Source organism: Stutzerimonas stutzeri, assembly GCF_000219605.1.
Lineage (GTDB): Bacteria > Pseudomonadota > Gammaproteobacteria > Pseudomonadales > Pseudomonadaceae > Stutzerimonas > Stutzerimonas stutzeri.
This window is the reverse complement of record NC_015740.1, coordinates 1813540-1833549: the sequence shown is the minus strand read 5'-3', so window position 1 is coordinate 1833549 and position 20010 is coordinate 1813540. Positions and strand designations below refer to the sequence as shown.

Sequence of the window (20010 nt, the reverse complement as noted above, 5' to 3'; positions counted from 1 at the left end):
ACCGAGCGTCGGCCCTGCGGGAAGGCGCGGTCAGTCGAGTTTCTTGCGAATCCAGTACAGATAGGTACCGGCCTCGGCCTGCTGTTCGACCAGATCATGGCCGAGGAACACGCAGAACTTGGGAATGTCGCGCTGGGTCGAGGGATCGGTAGCGATGACCTTGAGCATGGCCCCGCCAGCCAGGTCGCGCACCTTGTTGTGCAGCATCATCACCGGCTCGGGACAGTTCAGGCCGGTGGCGTCGAGAACGGCGTCGACAGTCATTTCAGCTGATTGGCTCATCAGAGGGCTCCGGAAAACAGGCGTGCATTGTGGCGCAAGCGGGAGAACAGGTCATCCGCTGCCGATCAACGATCAGAGGCGGCGCAGGTGACAGGTCACCTCTTCCCGGTCGTGATACAGCTGCTTGCAGCCAATACTGGCCTTGACGCCACGTTCGGCCAGCCCGTCGGCAATACGTTCGAGCAGGCGCTTGACCTCGGCGTAGCGCTGCTTCATCGGCAACTTGAGGTTCACCACCGCCTCGCGGCACAGGCCCTCGCCGATCCAGGTTTCCAGCAGCGCAGCATTGCGCGCCGGCTTCTCGACGATGTCGCAGACCATCCAGTCCACCGGCTTTTTCGGGCGGAAAGTAAAGCCGTCGGCGCGAAAATGTTCCACCAGCCCGGAATCCATCAGGTCGGCGTTCATCGGCCCGTTGTCCACCGCGCTGACCTTGATATGCCGGTTGACCAGCTGCCAGGTCCAGCCGCCCGGCGCCGCGCCGAGATCGACGCCGGTCATGCCCGCCGCCAGCCGCGTATCCCACTGCTCACGCGGGATGAAATGGTGCCAGGCCTCCTCCAGCTTGAGCGTCGAGCGGCTGGGTGCCTGGCGCGGAAACTTCAGGCGCGGGATGCCCATCGGCCACAGCGCGCTGTTGTTCGCCTCGGCGATGCCGACGAATACTTCGCGACCGCTCTTGAACGTGAGCAGAAGGCGCGGCCCCTTGCCCTGCTCGTCGAGGCGCCCGGCCTTGACCAGCGCCTTGCGCAGCGGCGCCTCGAACTTGCGGCAGAAGTTGGAAAGCTCCTTGCCATCGTTGGTATCCAGCACCTCCAGCCACAGGCTGCTGCACACCGGGTAGTCCGCCAGGTGCGCCAGCAACACGCTGATGCGATCGGTTTCCGGAAGCTGCAGGTAGGCGCCACGTGCCCATTGCCGCGGAAAAATCAGATCGGCGAAGCGCAGCCGGCGCATCAGCCTTTCGGCGCCGCCGGGCTCGCTGCAGATGAACTCGGCACAGGCGCTGTCAGGCCGCGCCTTGGCATAGCCGGCGACTTCGAGGATGGCGGCGTGCTCACTGATTTCGGCACAGACCTCGCCTTCGAACCCGGGGCGGCAATGCAGCAACAATGTATTCATGTTCGGATCCTGTGAGCGGTCGGGTCTGCGCCAAAGCCGCGCATCATAGCCGACCGCGGGAACCCTCGCCCGCATCGCCCGGTCCAGTGCAGTAGCGAAACACCTGCCCAAGGGCTAGTTTCAAAGCTCGTTCATCAGCCAGCCCTCACCGTGTGGGCACAAGGAGATGAGGAATGCCTTCCCTGGATAGCCTGAAATGTCGCCGCAGCCTCGAGGTTGCCGGCAAGACCTACCACTACTACAGCCTCCCCGACGCAGCCGCCCAGCTGGGCGACATCAGCCGACTGCCCACCTCCCTCAAGGTGCTGCTGGAGAACCTGCTGCGCTGGGAAGATGACGTGACCGTACGCAGCGACGATCTCAGATCGCTGGTGAGCTGGCTGCAAACCCGCAGCTCGGACCAGGAAATCCAGTACCGCCCCGCCCGGGTACTGATGCAGGACTTCACCGGCGTCCCGGCAGTAGTCGACCTCGCGGCCATGCGCGATGCCGTGGCCAGGGCCGGCGATGATCCGCAGAAGATCAACCCGCTGTCGCCGGTGGACCTGGTGATCGACCACTCGGTGATGGTCGACCGCTTCGGCAGCGACCAGGCCTTCGAGCAGAACGTCGAGATCGAGATGCAGCGCAACGGTGAACGCTACGAGTTCCTGCGCTGGGGCCAGCAGGCCTTCGACAACTTCAGCGTGGTGCCGCCGGGTACCGGCATCTGCCACCAGGTCAACCTGGAATACCTCGGCCAGGTTGTCTGGACCCGCGAAGAGAACGGCGAAACCGTCGCCTACCCGGACACCCTGGTCGGCACCGATTCGCACACCACCATGATCAATGGCCTCGGCGTGCTCGGCTGGGGTGTCGGCGGCATCGAGGCCGAAGCGGCGATGCTCGGCCAACCGGTATCGATGCTGATTCCCGAGGTGATCGGTTTCCGCCTCAGCGGCAAGCTCAACGAGGGCGTCACCGCCACCGACCTGGTGCTAACCGTGACGCAGATGCTGCGCAAGCACGGCGTGGTCGGCAAATTCGTCGAGTTCTACGGCCCGGGGCTGGATCACCTGCCGCTGGCCGACCGTGCCACCATCGGCAACATGGCGCCCGAGTACGGCGCCACCTGCGGCTTCTTCCCGGTCGACCAGATCACCATCGACTACCTGCGCCTGACCGGCCGCAACGAGGAGCGCATTGCCCTGGTCGAGGCCTACAGCAAGGCGCAGGGCATGTGGCGTGACAGCAATTCGCTGGACCCGGTGTTCACCGCCACCCTGGAGCTGGACCTGGCCCAGGTGCAGCCGTCCGTAGCCGGGCCCAAGCGCCCGCAGGACCGGGTCACGCTTGGCGATATCGGCGCCAACTTCGACCTGCTACTGGAAACCGGCGGGCGCAAGCAGCAGGCCGACACCTCGGTGGAGGTCAAGGGCGAGAACTTCCACCTCAAGCACGGCGCGGTTGTCATCGCGGCAATCACCTCCTGCACCAATACCTCGAACCCCAATGTACTGATGGCCGCCGGCCTGGTCGCCAAGAAGGCGGTTGAGCGCGGGCTCAAGCGTCAGCCCTGGGTCAAGTCCTCACTGGCGCCGGGCTCCAAGGTGGTCACCGACTACCTCGAGCGGGCCGGGCTGACACGCTATCTGGACCAGCTCGGCTTCAACCTGGTGGGCTATGGCTGCACCACCTGTATCGGCAACTCCGGACCGTTGCCGGATGCCATCGGCCAGGCGATTACCGACAACGACCTGATCGTATCGTCGGTGCTGTCCGGCAACCGCAACTTCGAGGGCCGCGTGCACCCGCTGGTCAAGGCCAACTGGCTGGCCTCGCCACCGCTGGTGGTCGCCTTCGCCCTGGCCGGCACCACGCGCATCAACATGGACCGCGAGCCGCTGGGCTACGACGACCAGAATCAGCCGGTGTACCTGAAGGATATCTGGCCGAGCAGCGCCGAAATCGCCGAAGCGGTGGCGCGTATCGATGGCGAGATGTTCCGCAGCCGCTATGCCGACGTATTCAGCGGCGACGAGCACTGGCAGAAGATTCCGGTCAGCGCCGGCGACACTTATCAGTGGAATGCCAGCTCCAGCTACGTGCAGAACCCGCCCTACTTCGAAGATATCGGCCAGCCACCAACGCCGCCGGCGGACGTCGAGAATGCCCGGGTTCTGGCGGTGTTCGGTGACTCCATCACCACCGACCACATCTCGCCCGCCGGCAACATCAAGGCGAGTTCGCCGGCCGGCCTTTACCTGCAATCGCTGGGGGTGGCGCCGGAAGACTTCAACTCCTACGGCTCGCGCCGCGGCAACCACGAAGTGATGATGCGCGGCACCTTTGCCAACATCCGCATCAAGAACGAGATGCTCGGCGGCGAGGAAGGCGGCAACACGCTCTACCAGCCGAGTGGTGAAAAGCTGTCGATCTACGACGCCGCCATGCGCTATCAGGCCGAAGGCGTGCCGCTGGTGGTGATCGCCGGCAAGGAGTATGGCACCGGCTCCAGCCGTGACTGGGCCGCCAAGGGCACCAACCTGCTGGGCGTGAAGGCGGTCATCGCCGAGAGCTTCGAGCGCATCCACCGATCCAACCTCATCGGCATGGGCGTGCTGGCGCTGCAGTTCGTCGGCGAGCAGACGCGTCAGTCGCTGGGTCTGAACGGCACGGAGAAGTTGTCGATCCGAGGGCTCGGCGCGGACATCAAGCCACGCCAGCTGCTCACCGTCGACGTGGAACGGCAGGACGGCTCGCGCGATTCGTTCCAGGTGCTGAGCCGCATCGACACGCTGAACGAGGTCCAGTACTTCAAGGCCGGCGGCATCCTGCACTACGTATTGCGCCAGCTAATCGGCAGCTGATCAGGCAGAAAAAACGCCGGTGCGAATCCGTTCGCACCGGCGTCTCGCCGTCCTCTGGCGTCCAATCTCCAGCCGCCTGAACATCCATGCACGCTGTCCGGTCCCTGACTTCGCCACCGCCCCGCCGACCGGAACGTCCGGACACGCATTAACCCTCTCGCAAAAAGATTGCAGAACCATTAAGCCGAATCTGCCGTCAGTCGCCTTTCGACCAAAGTTGATCCTCGAATCAGCTTTGCCGTCTCAAGAACGCCACGCCATGGCCGACCCATAGGTCAGCCCAGACTCAGAAGAACATCAAAGGTCAGGCGCGCTCCTCCGAACATTCAATGCCAGGCGTGAAAAGTCGATGCGTAACAACCAGCCCGTATCCCAGCGTGAATATGCCTTCCCCGACCAGCAACGCCTCATCTCGACCACCGACCTGAAAGGGCAGATCACCTACTGCAACGACATCTTCGCCGAAGTCAGTGGCTTCGCTCGCGACGAGCTGATCCGCGCGCCGCACAACCTGGTGCGCCACCCGGACGTGCCTCCCGCGGTGTTCGAGCATATGTGGACGACGCTCAAGCAAGGCAAGCCGTGGATGGGCGTGGTCAAGAATCGCCGCAAGAACGGTGACCACTATTGGGTCAATGCCTACGTCACGCCGATTCTCGATCAGCAGCGGCAGGTCACCGGGTACGAATCGGTGCGGACCAAGCCGACGCGCGAGCAGATCCAGCGCGCCGAAGCACTCTACGCACGACTGAATGCGGGCAAGAGCGGCGTACCGCGCAGCGACGTCTGGCTACCCGTACTGATGAAGTGGCTGCCGTTTATTCTGGTGGGCCAGATCGGCTTTCTGCTCGGTGCATTCTTCGACCATGCCGCGGGCTTCATGGCAGCGGCCCTGCTGTCGATTCCGCTCGGCCTTGCCGGCCTGCATTGGCAGCAGCGTGGCCTGCGCCGGCTGATGCAGCTGGCGCAGCAGAGCACCAGTGATCCGCTGATCGCGCGCATGTACACCGATAGCCGCGGCGTCGAAGCGCAGCTGGAAATGGCCATGCTCAGCCAGCAGGCCCACCTGAAGACCTGCCTCACACGCCTGCAGGACACCGCCGTGCAGCTGCAGGGTCAGGCCAAGGAGGCCGACACGCTGGCTCAGAACTGTGCCAACGGCCTGGTGCAGCAGCATCAGGAAACCGAGCAGGTGGCCACGGCCATCAACGAGATGGCCGCAACCACGCAGGAAGTGGCCAGCAACGTTGCGTTGGCTGCCGACGCCACCCGTGAAGCCAGCCGCCTGACTGTCCACGGCCGGGAAGTCACCGCCGAGACGCGCAAGGCCATCCAGCAACTCTCCGACTCGGTGGCCAAGACCGGCGAAGCGGTCAATCAGTTGGCCAGCGACAGCGAGGCGATCGGTAGCGTGGTCGACGTGATCAAGAGCATCGCCGATCAGACCAACCTGCTGGCACTCAACGCCGCCATCGAGGCGGCGCGCGCCGGCGAGAGCGGCCGCGGCTTCGCCGTGGTTGCCGACGAGGTACGCCAGCTGGCCCAGCGTACCGGGGCGGCCACCGGCGAGATCCACCAGCTCATCGAAAAGCTGCAGCAGCAGGCACGCCACGCCGTGCAGACCACCGAGGCCGGTCGGGTCCATGCCAGCCGCGGCGTCGAGCAGGTGCTCCAGGCCGACCAGGCGCTGACGGGCATCAACGAGGCCATGGGCAATATCATCGACATGACCACCCAGATCGCCTCGGCCACCGAAGAGCAGAGCGCCGTCGCCGACGAGATCAGCCACAACGTCAGCACCATCGCCCGCCTCGCCGACCAGACCGCCGGCGACGCCCGTAGCTCGGCGCTGCTCAGCGAGGACCTCGCGGCAACGGCGCAGGGGCAGTACGCACTGGTCGAACGCTTCAACCGCTGAGCGCAAGTGCAGCGAGCGTCGCAGGTGCTCGCTGCCACTTCTCAGGGGCTTGAAAGCCCGCCCAGAAACGCGGCGATGACGTCCGCCGCTTCGTCCAGATGCTGCTCGTGGGTCAGCCCCGAGCGCTTCAGCGGCTTCAGATCATGGTCCGCCGCAGCGAGCCAATGCAGGGCGATCGCAGGCGACAACGGGTATTGCGCCACCCGCTCGCGATCACCGAGTGCATCGCGCTCGCCCTGCACGATCAACGTCGGCGCCCTCAGCCCTTGCAGATGGGCCACTCGAGGCTTGTCCGGCTTCCCCGCGGGATGGAACGGATAGCCCAGGCACACCAGTGCCTCGGCCTCCAGCTCATCGGCTAACAGGCTCGCCATTCTCCCGCCCATGGACTTGCCGCCGATGGCCAGCGGTCCTGTGGCCTGCTGTCGCACCAGCGCATGGACTTCCCGCCATTGTGCGAGCAACTGAGCCTGCGGACTGGGCGGGCGTCTGCCCATTCCCTGGCGTCGCGCCGCCATGTAGGCGAACTCGAAGCGGCACACCGCAACCCCGCGCGCGGCAAGGCGCACAGCCATTTGCTCCATGAACGGACTGTCCATCGGCGCACCGGCGCCGTGGGCCAGAATCAGGCTGGCCGACGCCGCGCCCCGAGGATGGTTCCAGCCGATGAGATGCCCTTTGTCACATTGTGTGTATTGACCCGCGTCAATACCGGCAGATTGCCCTTTCCCCATTCTTGCCCCGCTTTCTATTAGAAAGAAAAACTGCTCATTACCCGTGGATGGAAGCCCATACATGAACACAGCAACCAGTACCGCCTACAGTTACAAGGTGGTCCGCCAATTCGCCATCATGACGGTGGTGTGGGGAATCGTCGGGATGGGGCTCGGCGTTTTCATCGCAGCACAATTGGCCTGGCCATTTCTGAACTTCGACCTCCCGTGGACCAGTTTCGGTCGTCTTCGCCCATTGCACACCAACGCGGTGATCTTCGCCTTTGGCGGCTGTGCTCTGTTCGCGACTTCCTACTACTCGGTTCAGCGCACCTGCCAAACCACCCTGTTCGCGCCTAAGCTGGCCGCGTTCACCTTCTGGGGCTGGCAGCTGGTCATCCTGCTCGCCGCGATCTCCCTGCCGCTGGGCTTCACCAGCTCCAAGGAATACGCGGAACTGGAGTGGCCGATCGACATCCTGATCACCATCGTCTGGGTGGCCTATGCGATCGTCTTCTTCGGCACGCTGGCGACGCGCAAGGTCAAGCACATCTACGTCGGTAACTGGTTCTTCGGTGCCTTCATCCTGACCGTGGCGATCCTGCATGTCGTCAACAACCTGGAAATCCCGGTTACCGCGATGAAGTCCTATTCGCTATATGCCGGTGCGACCGATGCGATGGTGCAATGGTGGTACGGCCACAACGCCGTGGGCTTCTTCCTCACCGCCGGCTTCCTCGGGATCATGTACTATTTCGTGCCTAAGCAGGCCGAGCGCCCGGTGTATTCGTATCGCCTGTCGATCGTTCACTTCTGGGCACTGATCACCGTCTACATCTGGGCCGGCCCGCACCACCTGCACTACACCGCGCTGCCAGATTGGGCGCAGAGCCTGGGCATGGTGATGTCGCTGATTCTGCTGGCTCCGAGCTGGGGCGGCATGATCAACGGCATGATGACGCTGTCGGGTGCCTGGCACAAACTGCGTAGCGACCCGATCCTGCGCTTCCTGGTGGTTTCGCTGGCGTTCTACGGCATGTCGACCTTCGAAGGTCCGATGATGGCGATCAAGACCGTCAACGCCCTGTCCCACTACACCGACTGGACCATCGGCCACGTACACGCTGGAGCCCTCGGCTGGGTTGCAATGGTCTCCATCGGCGCGCTGTATCACCTGGTCCCGAAAGTGTTCGGCCGCGAGCAGATGCACAGTATCGGTCTGATCAACACCCACTTCTGGCTAGCCACCATCGGCACCGTGCTCTACATCGCTTCGATGTGGGTCAACGGTATCGCGCAGGGCCTGATGTGGCGTGCAATCAACGACGACGGCACGCTGACCTATTCCTTCGTCGAATCGCTGGAAGCCAGCCACCCCGGCTTCGTAGTGCGAATGATCGGTGGTGCGATCTTCTTCGCCGGCATGCTGGTGATGGCCTACAACACCTGGCGCACCGTGCAGGCTGCCAAGCCCGCCGAGTACGACGCTGCCGCGCAGATCGCCTGAGGAGCCTAGGTAAATGAAATCGCACGAGAAACTAGAAAAGAACGTAGGTCTGTTGACCCTGTTCATGATCCTGGCGGTAAGCATCGGCGGTCTGACCCAGATCGTCCCGCTGTTCTTCCAGGACTCCGTCAACGAGCCGGTTGAAGGCATGAAGCCTTACACCGCGCTGCAGCTCGAAGGCCGGGACCTCTACATCCGCGAGGGCTGCGTTGGCTGCCACTCGCAGATGATCCGCCCCTTCCGCGCCGAGACCGAGCGCTACGGCCACTACTCCGTGGCCGGTGAAAGCGTCTACGACCATCCGTTCCTGTGGGGCTCTAAGCGTACCGGACCGGATCTGGCCCGTGTCGGCGGCCGCTACTCCGATGACTGGCACCGTGCGCACCTGTACAACCCGCGCAACGTAGTTCCTGAGTCGAAGATGCCGTCCTATCCGTGGCTGGTCGAGAACACCCTCGACGGCAAGGACACTGCCAAGAAGATGTCGGCTCTGCGCATGCTTGGCGTTCCTTACACCGAAGAGGACATCGCCGGCGCTCGGGACTCCGTCAACGGCAAAACCGAGATGGATGCGATGGTGGCTTACCTGCAGGTACTCGGCACAGCTCTGACCAATAAGCGCTGAGTCGTACTGACCAAGAAAAAATGACCGGCTGGCAAATCAGCCGTCAGGGACTTCAATCGCGGACAGCCAGAGTTGCTCGGGCTGTCCAGGAGTAGCACATGAGCACTTTCTGGAGTGGATACATCGCCCTGCTGACGCTGGGCACCATCGTCGCTCTGTTCTGGTTGATCTTCGCCACCCGCAAGGGCGAATCCGCCGGCACTACGGATCAAACGATGGGACATGCCTTCGATGGCATCGAGGAATACGACAACCCGCTGCCGCGCTGGTGGTTCCTGCTCTTCATTTGCACCCTGGTGTTCGGCATCCTGTACTTGGTGCTCTACCCCGGCCTGGGTAACTGGAAGGGCGTTCTGCCAGGCTACGAGGGTGGCTGGACTCAAGAGAAGCAGTGGGAACGCGAAGTTGCTCAGGCCGATGAAAAGTACGGTCCGATTTTCGCCAAGTACGCTGCCATGTCAGTGGAAGAAGTGGCACAGGACCCGCAAGCCGTGAAAATGGGCGCTCGCCTGTTCGCCAACTACTGCTCCATCTGCCACGGTTCCGATGCCAAGGGTTCGCTAGGTTTCCCGAACCTCGCCGACCAAGACTGGCGCTGGGGTGGTGATGCCGCTTCGATCAAAACCAGCATCCTCAACGGACGTATCGCAGCAATGCCGGCCTGGGGCCAAGCCATCGGCGAAGAAGGCGTGAAGAACGTCGCCGCCTTCGTGCGCAACGAACTCGCCGGTCTGCCGCTGCCGGAAGGCACCGATGCAGATCTGGGCAAAGGCAAGGAGGTCTATGCGCAGACCTGCGCCGTCTGCCACGGCCAGGGTGGCGAAGGCATGGCCGCGCTGGGCGCGCCGAACCTGCAGCATGCTTCCGGCTGGATCTATGGCTCGAGCCTCGGCCAACTGCAACAGACCATTCGCCATGGTCGCAATGGCCAGATGCCTGCTCAGCAGCAATATCTGGGCGACGACAAGGTTCACCTGCTCGCCGCCTATGTTTACAGCCTGTCGCAAAAACCGGAACAACTCGCTAACCAGTGAGCCCCAAAAGGGCGGTACACTCGTACCGCCCTTCTCGCCTTGTCCCCAGGCAACTTCCGCTACTCTGCGACTATCTGTCGCATCGCAAACTGACCAACGTCCTTCCCCCTCCGCGCTAGCACTTCTAAGCTGTGCTTCCGATTCGCCATCCCGCCTAGAACCATAAGGCGCAATCGTAATTTCCTACGCACCGGCGTGGTGCGATACCTCCCTGCACAGCACACGGAAAACGCTTTAAATCAGGGTTTTGGCCAGCAAAGACAGCCTGGGCGCGGTTTGCATTGCCCCCCTGCTTTCTCCATACTTGCCGCCGTTTTTGCCTTCGAAAATGCTATTAGCGTGGAAGCCTTGCATGAGCACAGCAATCAGTGAGACTGCTTATAACTATAAGGTGGTTCGCCAATTCGCCATCATGACGGTGGTGTGGGGAATCATTGGGATGGGCCTGGGTGTTTTCATCGCCGCGCAGCTGGTGTGGCCCTCGCTCAATTTCGACCTGCCGTGGACGAGCTTCGGTCGTCTGCGTCCCTTGCACACCAACGCGGTGATCTTCGCCTTCGGTGGTTGCGCACTGTTCGCCACGTCCTACTACGTGGTTCAGCGCACCTGCCAGACGCGACTGTTCTCCGATGGTCTCGCTGCCTTCACCTTCTGGGGTTGGCAAGCCGTGATCGTGCTGGCGGTCATCACGCTGCCGCAAGGCTTCACCAGCTCCAAGGAATACGCGGAACTGGAATGGCCGATCGACATCCTGATCACCCTGGTATGGGTGTCGTACATTGCCGTGTTCTTCGGCACCATCATGAAGCGCAAGGCCAAGCACATCTATGTGGGTAACTGGTTCTTCGGTGCCTTCATCCTGGTGACGGCGATGCTGCACATCGTCAACAACCTGGAAATCCCGGTGAGCTGGTTCAAGTCCTACTCGATCTATTCGGGCGCGACCGATGCGATGGTGCAGTGGTGGTACGGCCACAACGCCGTGGGCTTCTTCCTGACCACCGGCTTCCTTGGCATGATGTACTACTTCGTGCCGAAGCAAGCCGAGCGTCCGGTGTATTCCTATCGCCTGTCGATCGTCCACTTCTGGGCGCTGATCACCCTTTATATCTGGGCCGGTCCTCACCACCTGCACTACACCGCCCTGCCGGACTGGGCGCAGAGCCTGGGCATGGTGATGTCGATCATCCTGCTGGCACCGAGCTGGGGTGGCATGATCAACGGCATGATGACCCTGTCCGGCGCCTGGCATAAGCTGCGCACCGATCCGATCCTGCGCTTCCTGGTGGTTTCGCTGGCGTTCTACGGCATGTCGACCTTCGAAGGTCCGATGATGGCCATCAAGACCGTCAACGCCCTGTCCCACTACACCGACTGGACCATCGGCCACGTACACGCTGGCGCCCTCGGCTGGGTAGCGATGATCACCATCGGTTCGATGTACCACCTGATCCCGAAAGTGTTCGGTCGCGAGCAGATGCACAGCATCGGCCTGATCAATGCGCACTTCTGGCTGGCCACCATCGGCACCGTGCTCTACATCGCCTCGATGTGGGTCAACGGCATCACCCAGGGCCTGATGTGGCGCGCAATCAACGAAGACGGCACCCTGACCTACTCCTTCGTCGAAGCGCTGGAAGCCAGCCACCCGGGCTTCATCGTCCGTGCGCTCGGCGGCGCCTTCTTCCTCGCCGGCATGCTGCTGATGGCCTACAACACCTGGCGCACCGTGCGTGTCGCCAAAGCAGCCCAGTACGACGCTGCCGCGCAGATCGCTTGAGGAAACGGATAGATGAAGAACCACGAAATACTTGAAAAGAACATCGGTCTGCTGACCCTGTTCATGATCCTGGCGGTGAGCATCGGTGGTCTGACCCAGATCGTCCCGCTGTTCTTCCAGGACGCCGTCAACGAGCCGGTCGAGGGCATGAAGCCGTACACCGCGCTGCAACTGGAAGGCCGTGACCTGTACATCCGCGAAGGTTGCGTGGGCTGCCACTCGCAGATGGTGCGCCCGTTCCGCGCCGAAACCGAGCGCTACGGCCACTACTCCGTCGCCGGCGAAAGCGTCTACGACCATCCGTTCCTGTGGGGCTCCAAGCGTACCGGTCCGGACCTGGCCCGTGTCGGCGGCCGCTACTCCGATGATTGGCACCGTGCGCACCTGTACAACCCGCGCAACGTCGTGCCCGAGTCGAAGATGCCGTCCTACCCGTGGCTGGTCGAGAAGACCCTCGATGGCAAGGACACCGCCAAGAAGATGTCGGCGCTGCGCACCCTCGGCGTGCCCTACACCGACGAAGACATCGCCGGCGCCCGGGATGCCGTTCGTGGCAAGACCGAGATGGACGCCATGGTGGCCTATCTGCAAGTACTCGGCACCGCACTCACCAACAAACGGTAACGCATGATGGAAATCGGGACTCTTCGTGGCCTGGGCACAATTCTGGTATTCGTCGCCTTTATTGGCGTGGTGCTCTGGGCCTACAGCAGCAAACGCAAGCAAAGCTTCGACGAAGCCGCCAACCTGCCCTTCGCGGACGACGAGACCGACGCCAAGAAGCGTGATGAAGAAGCTTCCAGGAGTAAGAAATAAATGACCTCGTTTTGGAGTTGGTACGTCACCCTGCTGAGCCTCGGCACCATTGCCGCGCTGGTCTGGCTGCTACTGGCAACTCGCAAGGGCCAACGCCCTGACAGCACCGAAGAAACCGTTGGCCACTCCTATGACGGCATCGAGGAGTACGACAACCCGCTGCCGCGCTGGTGGTTCATGCTGTTCGTCGGCACCGTGGTGTTCGCGCTCGGCTACCTGGCGCTCTACCCCGGCCTGGGCAACTGGAAAGGCCTGCTGCCGGGCTATGAGGACGGCTGGACTCAGGTCAAGGAATGGCAGCGCGAGATGGACAAGGCCGACGAGCAGTACGGCCCGCTGTACGCCAAATACGCCGCCATGCCGGTAGAGGAAGTGGCCAAGGACCCGCAGGCGCTGAAGATGGGTGGCCGTCTGTTCGCCTCCAACTGCTCCGTCTGCCACGGCTCCGACGCCAAGGGCGCCTATGGCTTCCCCAACCTGACCGACGATGATTGGCTGTGGGGCGGCGAGCCCGAGACGATCAAGACCACCATCCTGCATGGCCGTCAGGCTGCAATGCCGGCGTGGAAGGACGTGATCGGCGAAGAAGGCATTCGCAACGTGGCTGGCTACGTTCGCAGCCTGTCCGGCCGTGATACCCCAGAGGGTATCAGCGTCGACATTGAGCAGGGTCAAAAAATCTTCGCGGCCAACTGTGTAGTCTGCCATGGACCGGAAGCCAAGGGCGTTACAGCCATGGGCGCGCCGAACCTGACCGACAACGTCTGGCTGTATGGTTCGAGCTTCGCTCAGATCCAACAGACCCTGCGCTACGGTCGCAATGGCCGCATGCCTGCCCAGGAAGCGATCCTTGGCCATGACAAGGTTCACCTGCTGGCAGCCTACGTCTACAGCCTGTCGCAGCAACCGGAGCAGTGATCGACCGGGGTCGGGAGTGACGACCTGTCACACCCGACCTCAACGCTCCGGGCGTACCATTCGCAGCTGGACAGAAAAATGATCCCGGTTGGCACGTATCGACTGGGACACCCACCTTCCGCCGTGGTACGCACTCGATGACTGAGCAGATCCCCGTTCGTGATGTAACCCCTCCGTCCAAGGCAGGAGCGTCCGCTGACCTCTATGCCGCGCGTGAAAAAATCTACACCCGAGCCTTCTCCGGCCTGTTTCGCAATGTCCGCCGCGTCGGCGGAGCGGTTCTCTTCATCCTTTATTTCGGCACCGCATGGATCAACTGGAACGGCCGACAGGCTGTCTGGTGGGATCTACCGGAGCGCAAGTTCCATGTCTTCGGGGCTACCTTCTGGCCTCAGGACTTCATGCTGTTGTCGTGGCTGCTGATCATCTGCGCCTTCGGCCTGTTCTTCATCACTGTGTTCGCCGGCCGCGTATGGTGCGGCTACACCTGCCCGCAAAGCGTGTTCACCTGGGTTTTCATGTGGGCCGAAAAGGTCACCGAGGGTGATCGCAACCAGCGTATGAAGCTGGACAAGGCTCCCATGAGCGGCGGCAAGTTCATCCGCAAGCTGGGCAAGCACAGCATCTGGCTGTTCGTCTCCTTCGCGACGGGGGTCACCTTTGTCGGGTACTTCACCCCCATCCGCGAACTGGTACCTGACCTGCTCACCTTGCAGGTTGGCGGCTGGGCCTTGTTCTGGGTGGCTTTCTTCACGCTCGCCACCTACGGCAACGCCGGCTATCTGCGCGAGCAGGTCTGCATCTACATGTGCCCGTACGCACGCTTCCAGAGCGTGATGTTCGACAAGGACACGCTGATCGTTTCCTACGATCCGCGCCGCGGCGAGAAGCGTGGCCCGCGCAAGAAGGACGCCGATTACAAGGCCATGGGCCTGGGTGATTGCATCGACTGCACCATGTGCGTGCAGGTCTGCCCGACCGGTATCGACATCCGCGACGGCCTGCAGATCGAATGCATCGGCTGCGCGGCCTGTATCGATGCGTGCGACGCGATCATGGACAAGATGAACTACCCACGCGGGCTGATCAGCTACACCACCGAACACAACCTGTCCGGCCAGAAGACCCATCTGCTGCGTCCGCGGCTGATCGGTTACGCCGTCGCGCTGTTGGCGATGATGGGGCTGTTCACCTATGCCGTGTATGATCGCCCGCTGGTCAAGCTGGACGTGCTCAAGGATCGCGTGCTCTATCGCGAGAACGAGCAAGGCAATATCGAGAACGTGTACACCCTCAAGGTCATGAACAAGGCTCAGCGCGAGCAGACTTTCGTGATCGAGGCCTCGGGTCTCGACGGCCTGGTCTATGAGGGCCGCAGCGAGATACGGGCCGAAGCGGGTGAGCTGGTGACCGTGCCGGTGGAACTGTCCATCGCACCGGAGAAGCTGCCCTCGAGCACCAATGAGATCGTCTTCCATGTCCGTTCGGTAGACGACGAATCGATCAACGACGATGCCGACAGCCGTTTCATCGGCCCAAGCATCCGCTAGAAAGGTAATGCATGCGCTCCGATAACGAACAAACACGTTGGTACACCCAGTTCTGGGCCTGGTTTGTCATCGCGATTCTGCTGAGTTCGGTGGTGTTGGGGGTGTCGTTGCTGACGATTGCCATCCGCAACGCCGATACGCTGGTGGCGGACAACTACTACGATGCCGGCAAAGGGATCAACCAGTCCCTCGAGCGCGAAAAGCTGGCGGAGCGTCTGGAGATGCAGGCCCGTATCGTCCTCAATGACGAGCGCGGTCTGGCCGAGGTGCAGCTGAGCGGTGCGAGCCGGCCTCAGCAACTGGTGCTGAATCTGCTCTCCCCGACCCAGCCGGAGCGTGACCGCCGCGTGGTCCTGCAACCGCAGGGCGATGGCATCTATCAGGGACAGATGCAGGAGTCGATCACCGGCCGACGCTTCATCGAACTCCTCGGCCGAGAAGGCGACCAGGACTGGCGCCTGTATGGTGAAAAGACGGTTGAAGCCGGCCGCGCGCTCGAACTGAAGCCTTGAGCTGCTGATGGCAAAGCCCCTCCCCTGCTACCACTGCGGGCTGCCGGTTCCTCCCGGCAGTCCCTTTCAGGCCCGCGTGCTGGGTGAGACGCGGGCCTTATGTTGCCCGGGCTGTCAGGCGGTGGCCGAAGCCATCGTCAAGGGCGGCCTGGAAAGCTACTACCTGCACCGCAGCAACACGGCGATCAATCCCCAGGCGCTCCCACAGGAGCTCAGCGAGGAAATGGCGTTGTACGACCGCAAGGACGTACAGCAACCTTTCGTTCAGCACCAGGGCGAGCTGGCAAGCACGTCCCTGATGATCGAAGGCATCAGCTGCGCGGCCTGCGGCTGGCTGATCGAACGCCATCTGCGCAACCTGAAGGGCGTGGCCGAGGCCAACCTCAACCTGTCCAATCATCGCCTGAACGTGCGCTGGAGCGATGCGCAGTTACCGCTCAGCGAGCTGTTGGGCGAACTGCGCCGCATCGGCTACGCGGCCCACCCGTATCAGGCCGACCAGGCGGCCGAACGCCTGGCGAGCGAGAACCGGCGCTCGTTGCGCCAACTGGGTGTCACCGGCCTGCTCTGGATGCAGGTCATGATGGCAACCATGGCGACCTGGCCGGAGTTCAACCTGGACCTGTCGGAGAGCTTCTTCGTCACCCTCCGCTGGACCGCGCTGCTGCTGACCACGCCCATCGTCTTCTACTGCTGTACCGATTTCTTCAAGGGTGCGTTACGGGATCTGCGTACCCGCCACCTGACCATGGACGTGTCGGTATCGCTGGCCATCGGCGGCGCCTATGTCGCCGGCATATGGTCGACCATCACCGGCCAAGGCGAGCTTTATTTCGATGCGGTGGGCATGTTCGCCCTCTTTCTGCTGGCCGGGCGATACCTGGAGCGCAGGGCACGCGAGCGCACGGCGGCCGCCACCGCGCAACTGGTCAACCTGCTGCCGGCGTCCTGCCTGAAGCTGGATGCCGACGGTCACAGTCACCGCATCCTGCTCAGCGAACTGCAGCTCGGTGACCAGGTGCTGGTGCAGCCCGGCGGATTGATCCCGGCTGACGGCGTGATTCTCAGCGGGCAATCCAGCGTCGACGAGTCGGTTCTAACGGGGGAATACCTGCCTCTTCCACGCGGTGCCGGCGATTCGGTTACCGCCGGCACCCTCAATGTCGAAGGCCCGCTGACCGTGGAGGTCCAGGCACTGGGCGACGACACCCGGCTGTCCGCCATTGTCCGCCTGCTGGAACGCGCCCAGGGCGACAAACCCAAGCTCGCCGAACTGGCTGACCGCGTCGCCCAATGGTTTCTGCTGGTGGTGCTGGTGGTGGCCAGCATCGTCGGCTTGGTCTGGTGGCAGATCGACCCGCAACGCGCCTTCTGGATCGTCCTCGCGCTGCTGGTCGCGACCTGCCCCTGCGCCCTTTCGCTGGCGACCCCCACTGCGCTGACGGCGGCCACCGGCACCCTGCATAAGCTCGGCCTGCTGTTGACCCGCGGACATGTCCTGGAAGGCCTCAACCAGATCGACACCGTTGTTTTCGACAAGACCGGGACCCTCACCGAAGGGCGCCTCACGCTCAGCGCCGTGCACCCGCTCGGTGAGCTCGATGCCGATAGCTGTCTCGCGCTGGCCGCGGCGCTGGAGAACCGCTCCGAGCATCCGATCGCCCGCGCCTTCGGCCGCGCGCCGCTGGCTGCCGAATCCGTCGAGACGGTACCAGGCCTCGGCCTGCAGGGCAGCGTTCAAGGCCGCAACCTGCGCATCGGCCAGCCGGGCTTCGTGGCCGAAGGTTTCGCCGGTTCCGCGCCGGCCATTCCTGGCGAACACGGCCAGTGGCTTCTGTTGGGCGACGAGCAAGGCCCGCTGGCCTGGCTGGTACTCGACGACCGGCTACGCGACGACGCCCCGGCTCTGCTGGAAGCCTGCCACCGACGCGGCTGGCGGACACTGCTGCTTTCCGGAGACAGCTCGCCGATGGTGGCGCAGATCGCCAGCGACCTGGGCATTGACCAGGCCGAAGGTGGCATGACTCCGGCGGCGAAGCTCGCCAGGCTGCAGGCATTGCAGGCCGAAGGGCATCGCGTGCTGATGCTCGGTGATGGCGTCAACGATGTCCCGGTGCTGGCAGCGGCCGACATCAGCGTTGCCATGGGCTCGGCAACGGATCTGGCGAAGACCAGCGCCGATGCCGTGTTGCTGTCCAATCGTCTCGGCAGCCTCGCGCAGGCCTTCGATATCGCCCGGCGCAGCCGACGCATCATCATCGAAAACCTTGCCTGGGCAAGTCTGTACAATGGCCTGATTCTGCCGTTCGCCGCAGTGGGCTGGGTCACTCCTCTATGGGCGGCGCTCGGGATGTCGATCAGCTCGCTGCTGGTGGTACTCAACGCCCTGCGGCTCACGCGCCAGCCGGATCCAGCGGGTCGCGGCTGATCCGCCAGCGGACCGCCCCACCGGCGCCGATGCGCAAGGCGACACGCCATTAATCGCAGCCGAAACGCTGATTTCGGCCTCTGGAGGTCCTGATGGCCGCTCTGTATATCCTGATCCCTGTTGCCGTGGTCCTGGTGGCCGTTGCGATCTGGGTGTTCTTCTGGGCAGTGGACAGCGGTCAGTTCGACGACCTAGACGGGCCGGCGCACAGCATTCTGTTCGATGACGAAGAGCCCCAGCGTCCCGCGGACACACAGGATGACGCCAAACAGCAGGCGGAGCAGCGCAAAGGTGACTGAACTGGCTCCGCTTCTGCTTTCCGCCTGGGTACTTGGCCTGCTGGGCGGCGGGCATTGCCTGGGGATGTGCGGCGGACTGATGGGCGCGCTGACCATGGCCATTCCGCCGGAACAGCGCGCAAAGCGCCTGCGCCTGCTGCTCGCTTACAACCTGGGGCGGGTGGCCAGCTATGCCGTTGCCGGCTTTCTGATCGGCCTGGCAGGCTGGGCGATTGCGAATAGCCCGGCGGCGACGGCACTGCGTGTCGTTGCCGCGTTGCTGTTGATCAGCATGGGGCTTTATCTCGCTGGCTGGTGGAGCGGCCTGACCCGCGTGGAAGCGCTAGGGCGTGGTCTCTGGCGCCATATCCAGCCCGTCGCCAGCCGGCTGATGCCGGTAACCAGCCTGCCCCGCGCGCTCGTTCTCGGGGCACTCTGGGGCTGGCTGCCATGTGGTCTGGTGTACAGCACCCTGCTCTGGTCGGCCAGCCAGGGCGATGCGTGGGACAGTGCTCTGCTGATGCTGGCCTTCGGCATCGGCACATGGCCGGTTCTGCTTGCCACGGGCCTGGCCGCCGAGCGCCTGACGGGACTACTGCGCAAACGCGGCGTACGCATCGCCGGTGGCCTGATGGTGATCCTGTTCGGCCTGTGGACCCTGCCGGGTCCTCATCAGCAATGGCTCATGGGGCACGGCAATGCAGCAGTCCACGGCGAGCATTCGCACTAGTCTGGGCGCGGAACTCAAGGCTCCTTCGGTAGCTGACGCTTGTGTGCGGTCTTGTCATAGGTATCGACGATGATCTGGGCGGCCTCGTCCGGTACCGGCTTGCCCTGCAGGAAGTCGTCGATGTTGCGGTAGCTGACGCCGTGCGCCGCCTCATCGGGCTTACCCGGTGACAGCTCTTCGAGGTCAGCGGTCGGCACCTTGTGCACCAGTTGCTCTGGCGCTCCCAGCGCCGCGGCGATCTGCCGAACCTGATCCTTGACCAGACCGGCCAGTGGCGTCAGGTCGCACGCACCGTCACCGAACTTGGTGAAGAAACCCATCACCGCTTCCGCCGCATGGTCCGTTCCGATCACCAGCCCCTGACGGGCATTGGCGATGGTGTATTGAGCAACCATGCGCATCCGCGCCTTGGTGTTACCCAGCACGAAATCACGCTGTTCAGGGCTCAGCGGCTCGAGTGCTTCGGTAGCGGCCGCCAGACCGAGTACCGCGGTGCCGATGTTCACCGTGTGGCATTCATCGGGCTTGATGGTATCCACCGCCAGCTGAGCTTCATGCTCGTCATGCTGGACCTGATACGGCAGGCGCACGGCGATGAAACGGTAGTGGTCTCCCTCCCCAGCGGCGCGCATCCCCTCGACGGCCCGCTGCGCCAAGAGGCCAGCAGTCGTCGAGTCGACTCCGCCGCTGATCCCCAGCACCAGTGTTTTCATGCCGGACTCGCGCAGGCAGGACTGGATGAAGCGTATCCGACGTTCGATTTCCGTCTGTACGGACTCCGGCCCGGTGAAAGGTGCGCAGACATGGAGCGCGGCTGCGATTTCCTGCTGACGACTGTGCATGAAACTCTCCTCTAGCGACATTTAGGATCTACTGGTTCGAAACGGAGGAAGGTGACCATCTGACCACGAATCACGGCGATCCTTCCGCATGTCGGGAGCGATCGGA

The 20010-nt window shown here is 63.1% G+C and carries 18 protein-coding genes; 14 read left to right on the top strand and 4 right to left on the bottom strand.

All coding sequences use genetic code 11. The annotated features are described in order from the left end of the window. Positions 1-30: 30 nt before the first annotated feature. Positions 31-282 (bottom strand): sulfurtransferase TusA, encoded by a 252-nt coding sequence (tusA, locus tag PSTAB_RS08700; protein WP_011912999.1) that lies wholly within the window; start codon positions 280-282, stop codon positions 31-33. Between the two features lie 72 nt (positions 283-354). After that, positions 355-1404, bottom strand: coding sequence for a 23S rRNA (cytidine(2498)-2'-O)-methyltransferase RlmM (rlmM, locus tag PSTAB_RS08695; RefSeq protein ID WP_013982579.1), 1050 nt, complete (start codon positions 1402-1404; stop codon positions 355-357). Between the two features lie 173 nt (positions 1405-1577). Between rlmM and acnA the strand changes: the two genes are divergently transcribed. Together acnA and PSTAB_RS08685 are read left to right on the top strand one after the other, a co-directional pair. Further along, positions 1578-4253: an aconitate hydratase AcnA gene (acnA, locus tag PSTAB_RS08690; protein ID WP_013982578.1), complete on the top strand. Its 2676-nt coding sequence runs from the start codon at positions 1578-1580 to the stop codon at positions 4251-4253. A 349-nt stretch (positions 4254-4602) separates the two neighbouring features. After that, positions 4603-6171, top strand: coding sequence for a methyl-accepting chemotaxis protein (locus tag PSTAB_RS08685; RefSeq protein WP_013982577.1), 1569 nt, complete (start codon positions 4603-4605; stop codon positions 6169-6171). A 41-nt stretch (positions 6172-6212) separates the two neighbouring features. On the opposite strand, the gene PSTAB_RS08680 is transcribed toward PSTAB_RS08685, so the two are convergent. Further along, the gene (locus tag PSTAB_RS08680) at positions 6213-6905 is read right to left on the bottom strand and encodes an alpha/beta family hydrolase (RefSeq protein WP_041771710.1); all 693 of its coding nucleotides are present in this window, start codon (positions 6903-6905) and stop codon (positions 6213-6215) included. 61 nt (positions 6906-6966) lie between these two features. Between PSTAB_RS08680 and ccoN (PSTAB_RS08675) the strand changes: the two genes are divergently transcribed. The 12 genes from ccoN (PSTAB_RS08675) to PSTAB_RS08620 all read left to right on the top strand — a co-directional run bounded on the left by ccoN (PSTAB_RS08675) (position 6967) and on the right by PSTAB_RS08620 (position 19062). Continuing rightward, positions 6967-8391 (top strand): cytochrome-c oxidase, cbb3-type subunit I, encoded by a 1425-nt coding sequence (gene ccoN / locus PSTAB_RS08675; RefSeq protein ID WP_013982575.1) that lies wholly within the window; start codon positions 6967-6969, stop codon positions 8389-8391. A gap of 13 nt (positions 8392-8404) precedes the next feature. Beyond that, positions 8405-9016 carry a cytochrome-c oxidase, cbb3-type subunit II gene (ccoO, locus tag PSTAB_RS08670; protein ID WP_013982574.1) on the top strand — a complete coding sequence of 204 codons (612 nt, stop codon included), beginning with the start codon at positions 8405-8407 and terminating at the stop codon, positions 9014-9016. A gap of 98 nt (positions 9017-9114) precedes the next feature. Next, positions 9115-10050 carry a cytochrome-c oxidase, cbb3-type subunit III gene (ccoP, locus tag PSTAB_RS08665; RefSeq protein ID WP_013982573.1) on the top strand — a complete coding sequence of 312 codons (936 nt, stop codon included), beginning with the start codon at positions 9115-9117 and terminating at the stop codon, positions 10048-10050. Between the two features lie 352 nt (positions 10051-10402). Further along, a complete protein-coding gene (gene ccoN, locus PSTAB_RS08660; protein WP_011912991.1) occupies positions 10403-11830 on the top strand; it encodes a cytochrome-c oxidase, cbb3-type subunit I in 1428 nt (475 codons plus the stop codon). A gap of 12 nt (positions 11831-11842) precedes the next feature. After that, a complete protein-coding gene (gene ccoO / locus PSTAB_RS08655; protein ID WP_011912990.1) occupies positions 11843-12454 on the top strand; it encodes a cytochrome-c oxidase, cbb3-type subunit II in 612 nt (203 codons plus the stop codon). Between the two features lie 6 nt (positions 12455-12460). Beyond that, a complete protein-coding gene (locus PSTAB_RS08650) occupies positions 12461-12646 on the top strand; it encodes a CcoQ/FixQ family Cbb3-type cytochrome c oxidase assembly chaperone (protein ID WP_003294837.1) in 186 nt (61 codons plus the stop codon). Further along, a complete protein-coding gene (gene ccoP / locus PSTAB_RS08645) occupies positions 12647-13564 on the top strand; it encodes a cytochrome-c oxidase, cbb3-type subunit III (protein ID WP_011912988.1) in 918 nt (305 codons plus the stop codon). Between the two features lie 137 nt (positions 13565-13701). Next, entirely contained in the window at positions 13702-15114 is a 1413-nt protein-coding gene (gene ccoG / locus PSTAB_RS08640; RefSeq protein ID WP_013982572.1) for a cytochrome c oxidase accessory protein CcoG, read from the top strand. 11 nt (positions 15115-15125) lie between these two features. Next, entirely contained in the window at positions 15126-15626 is a 501-nt protein-coding gene (locus tag PSTAB_RS08635; protein ID WP_013982571.1) for a FixH family protein, read from the top strand. 7 nt (positions 15627-15633) lie between these two features. Further along, positions 15634-18054: a heavy metal translocating P-type ATPase gene (locus PSTAB_RS08630; RefSeq protein WP_041771709.1), complete on the top strand. Its 2421-nt coding sequence runs from the start codon at positions 15634-15636 to the stop codon at positions 18052-18054. A gap of 92 nt (positions 18055-18146) precedes the next feature. Beyond that, entirely contained in the window at positions 18147-18353 is a 207-nt protein-coding gene (ccoS, locus tag PSTAB_RS08625; protein WP_013982569.1) for a cbb3-type cytochrome oxidase assembly protein CcoS, read from the top strand. Further along, positions 18346-19062 (top strand): sulfite exporter TauE/SafE family protein, encoded by a 717-nt coding sequence (locus PSTAB_RS08620; RefSeq protein ID WP_013982568.1) that lies wholly within the window; start codon positions 18346-18348, stop codon positions 19060-19062. The genes ccoS and PSTAB_RS08620 overlap by 8 nt, the downstream gene beginning before the upstream one ends. 14 nt (positions 19063-19076) lie before the next feature. Here the strand turns inward: PSTAB_RS08620 and nadE are convergent, their stop codons facing one another. Next, the gene (nadE, locus tag PSTAB_RS08615; protein WP_013982567.1) at positions 19077-19904 is read right to left on the bottom strand and encodes an ammonia-dependent NAD(+) synthetase; all 828 of its coding nucleotides are present in this window, start codon (positions 19902-19904) and stop codon (positions 19077-19079) included. Positions 19905-20010: the final 106 nt, after the last annotated feature.

What these genes read in the sequence shown, in the direction of transcription:
- ccoO (WP_011912990.1), top strand. Translation starts at nt 11,843, where the DNA reads ATGAAGAACCACGAAATACTTGAAAAGAACATCGGTCTGCTGACCCTG.
- ccoP (WP_013982573.1), top strand. Translation starts at nt 9,115, where the DNA reads ATGAGCACTTTCTGGAGTGGATACATCGCCCTGCTGACGCTGGGCACC.
- rlmM (WP_013982579.1), bottom strand. Translation starts at nt 1,404, where the DNA reads ATGAATACATTGTTGCTGCATTGCCGCCCCGGGTTCGAAGGCGAGGTC.
- acnA (WP_013982578.1), top strand. Translation starts at nt 1,578, where the DNA reads ATGCCTTCCCTGGATAGCCTGAAATGTCGCCGCAGCCTCGAGGTTGCC.
- PSTAB_RS08650 (WP_003294837.1), top strand. Translation starts at nt 12,461, where the DNA reads ATGGAAATCGGGACTCTTCGTGGCCTGGGCACAATTCTGGTATTCGTC.
- nadE (WP_013982567.1), bottom strand. Translation starts at nt 19,904, where the DNA reads ATGCACAGTCGTCAGCAGGAAATCGCAGCCGCGCTCCATGTCTGCGCA.
- ccoP (WP_011912988.1), top strand. Translation starts at nt 12,647, where the DNA reads ATGACCTCGTTTTGGAGTTGGTACGTCACCCTGCTGAGCCTCGGCACC.
- ccoG (WP_013982572.1), top strand. Translation starts at nt 13,702, where the DNA reads ATGACTGAGCAGATCCCCGTTCGTGATGTAACCCCTCCGTCCAAGGCA.
- PSTAB_RS08680 (WP_041771710.1), bottom strand. Translation starts at nt 6,905, where the DNA reads ATGGGGAAAGGGCAATCTGCCGGTATTGACGCGGGTCAATACACACAA.
- PSTAB_RS08630 (WP_041771709.1), top strand. Translation starts at nt 15,634, where the DNA reads ATGGCAAAGCCCCTCCCCTGCTACCACTGCGGGCTGCCGGTTCCTCCC.
- ccoN (WP_013982575.1), top strand. Translation starts at nt 6,967, where the DNA reads ATGAACACAGCAACCAGTACCGCCTACAGTTACAAGGTGGTCCGCCAA.
- ccoS (WP_013982569.1), top strand. Translation starts at nt 18,147, where the DNA reads ATGGCCGCTCTGTATATCCTGATCCCTGTTGCCGTGGTCCTGGTGGCC.
- ccoN (WP_011912991.1), top strand. Translation starts at nt 10,403, where the DNA reads ATGAGCACAGCAATCAGTGAGACTGCTTATAACTATAAGGTGGTTCGC.
- tusA (WP_011912999.1), bottom strand. Translation starts at nt 282, where the DNA reads ATGAGCCAATCAGCTGAAATGACTGTCGACGCCGTTCTCGACGCCACC.
- PSTAB_RS08635 (WP_013982571.1), top strand. Translation starts at nt 15,126, where the DNA reads ATGCGCTCCGATAACGAACAAACACGTTGGTACACCCAGTTCTGGGCC.
- ccoO (WP_013982574.1), top strand. Translation starts at nt 8,405, where the DNA reads ATGAAATCGCACGAGAAACTAGAAAAGAACGTAGGTCTGTTGACCCTG.
- PSTAB_RS08685 (WP_013982577.1), top strand. Translation starts at nt 4,603, where the DNA reads ATGCGTAACAACCAGCCCGTATCCCAGCGTGAATATGCCTTCCCCGAC.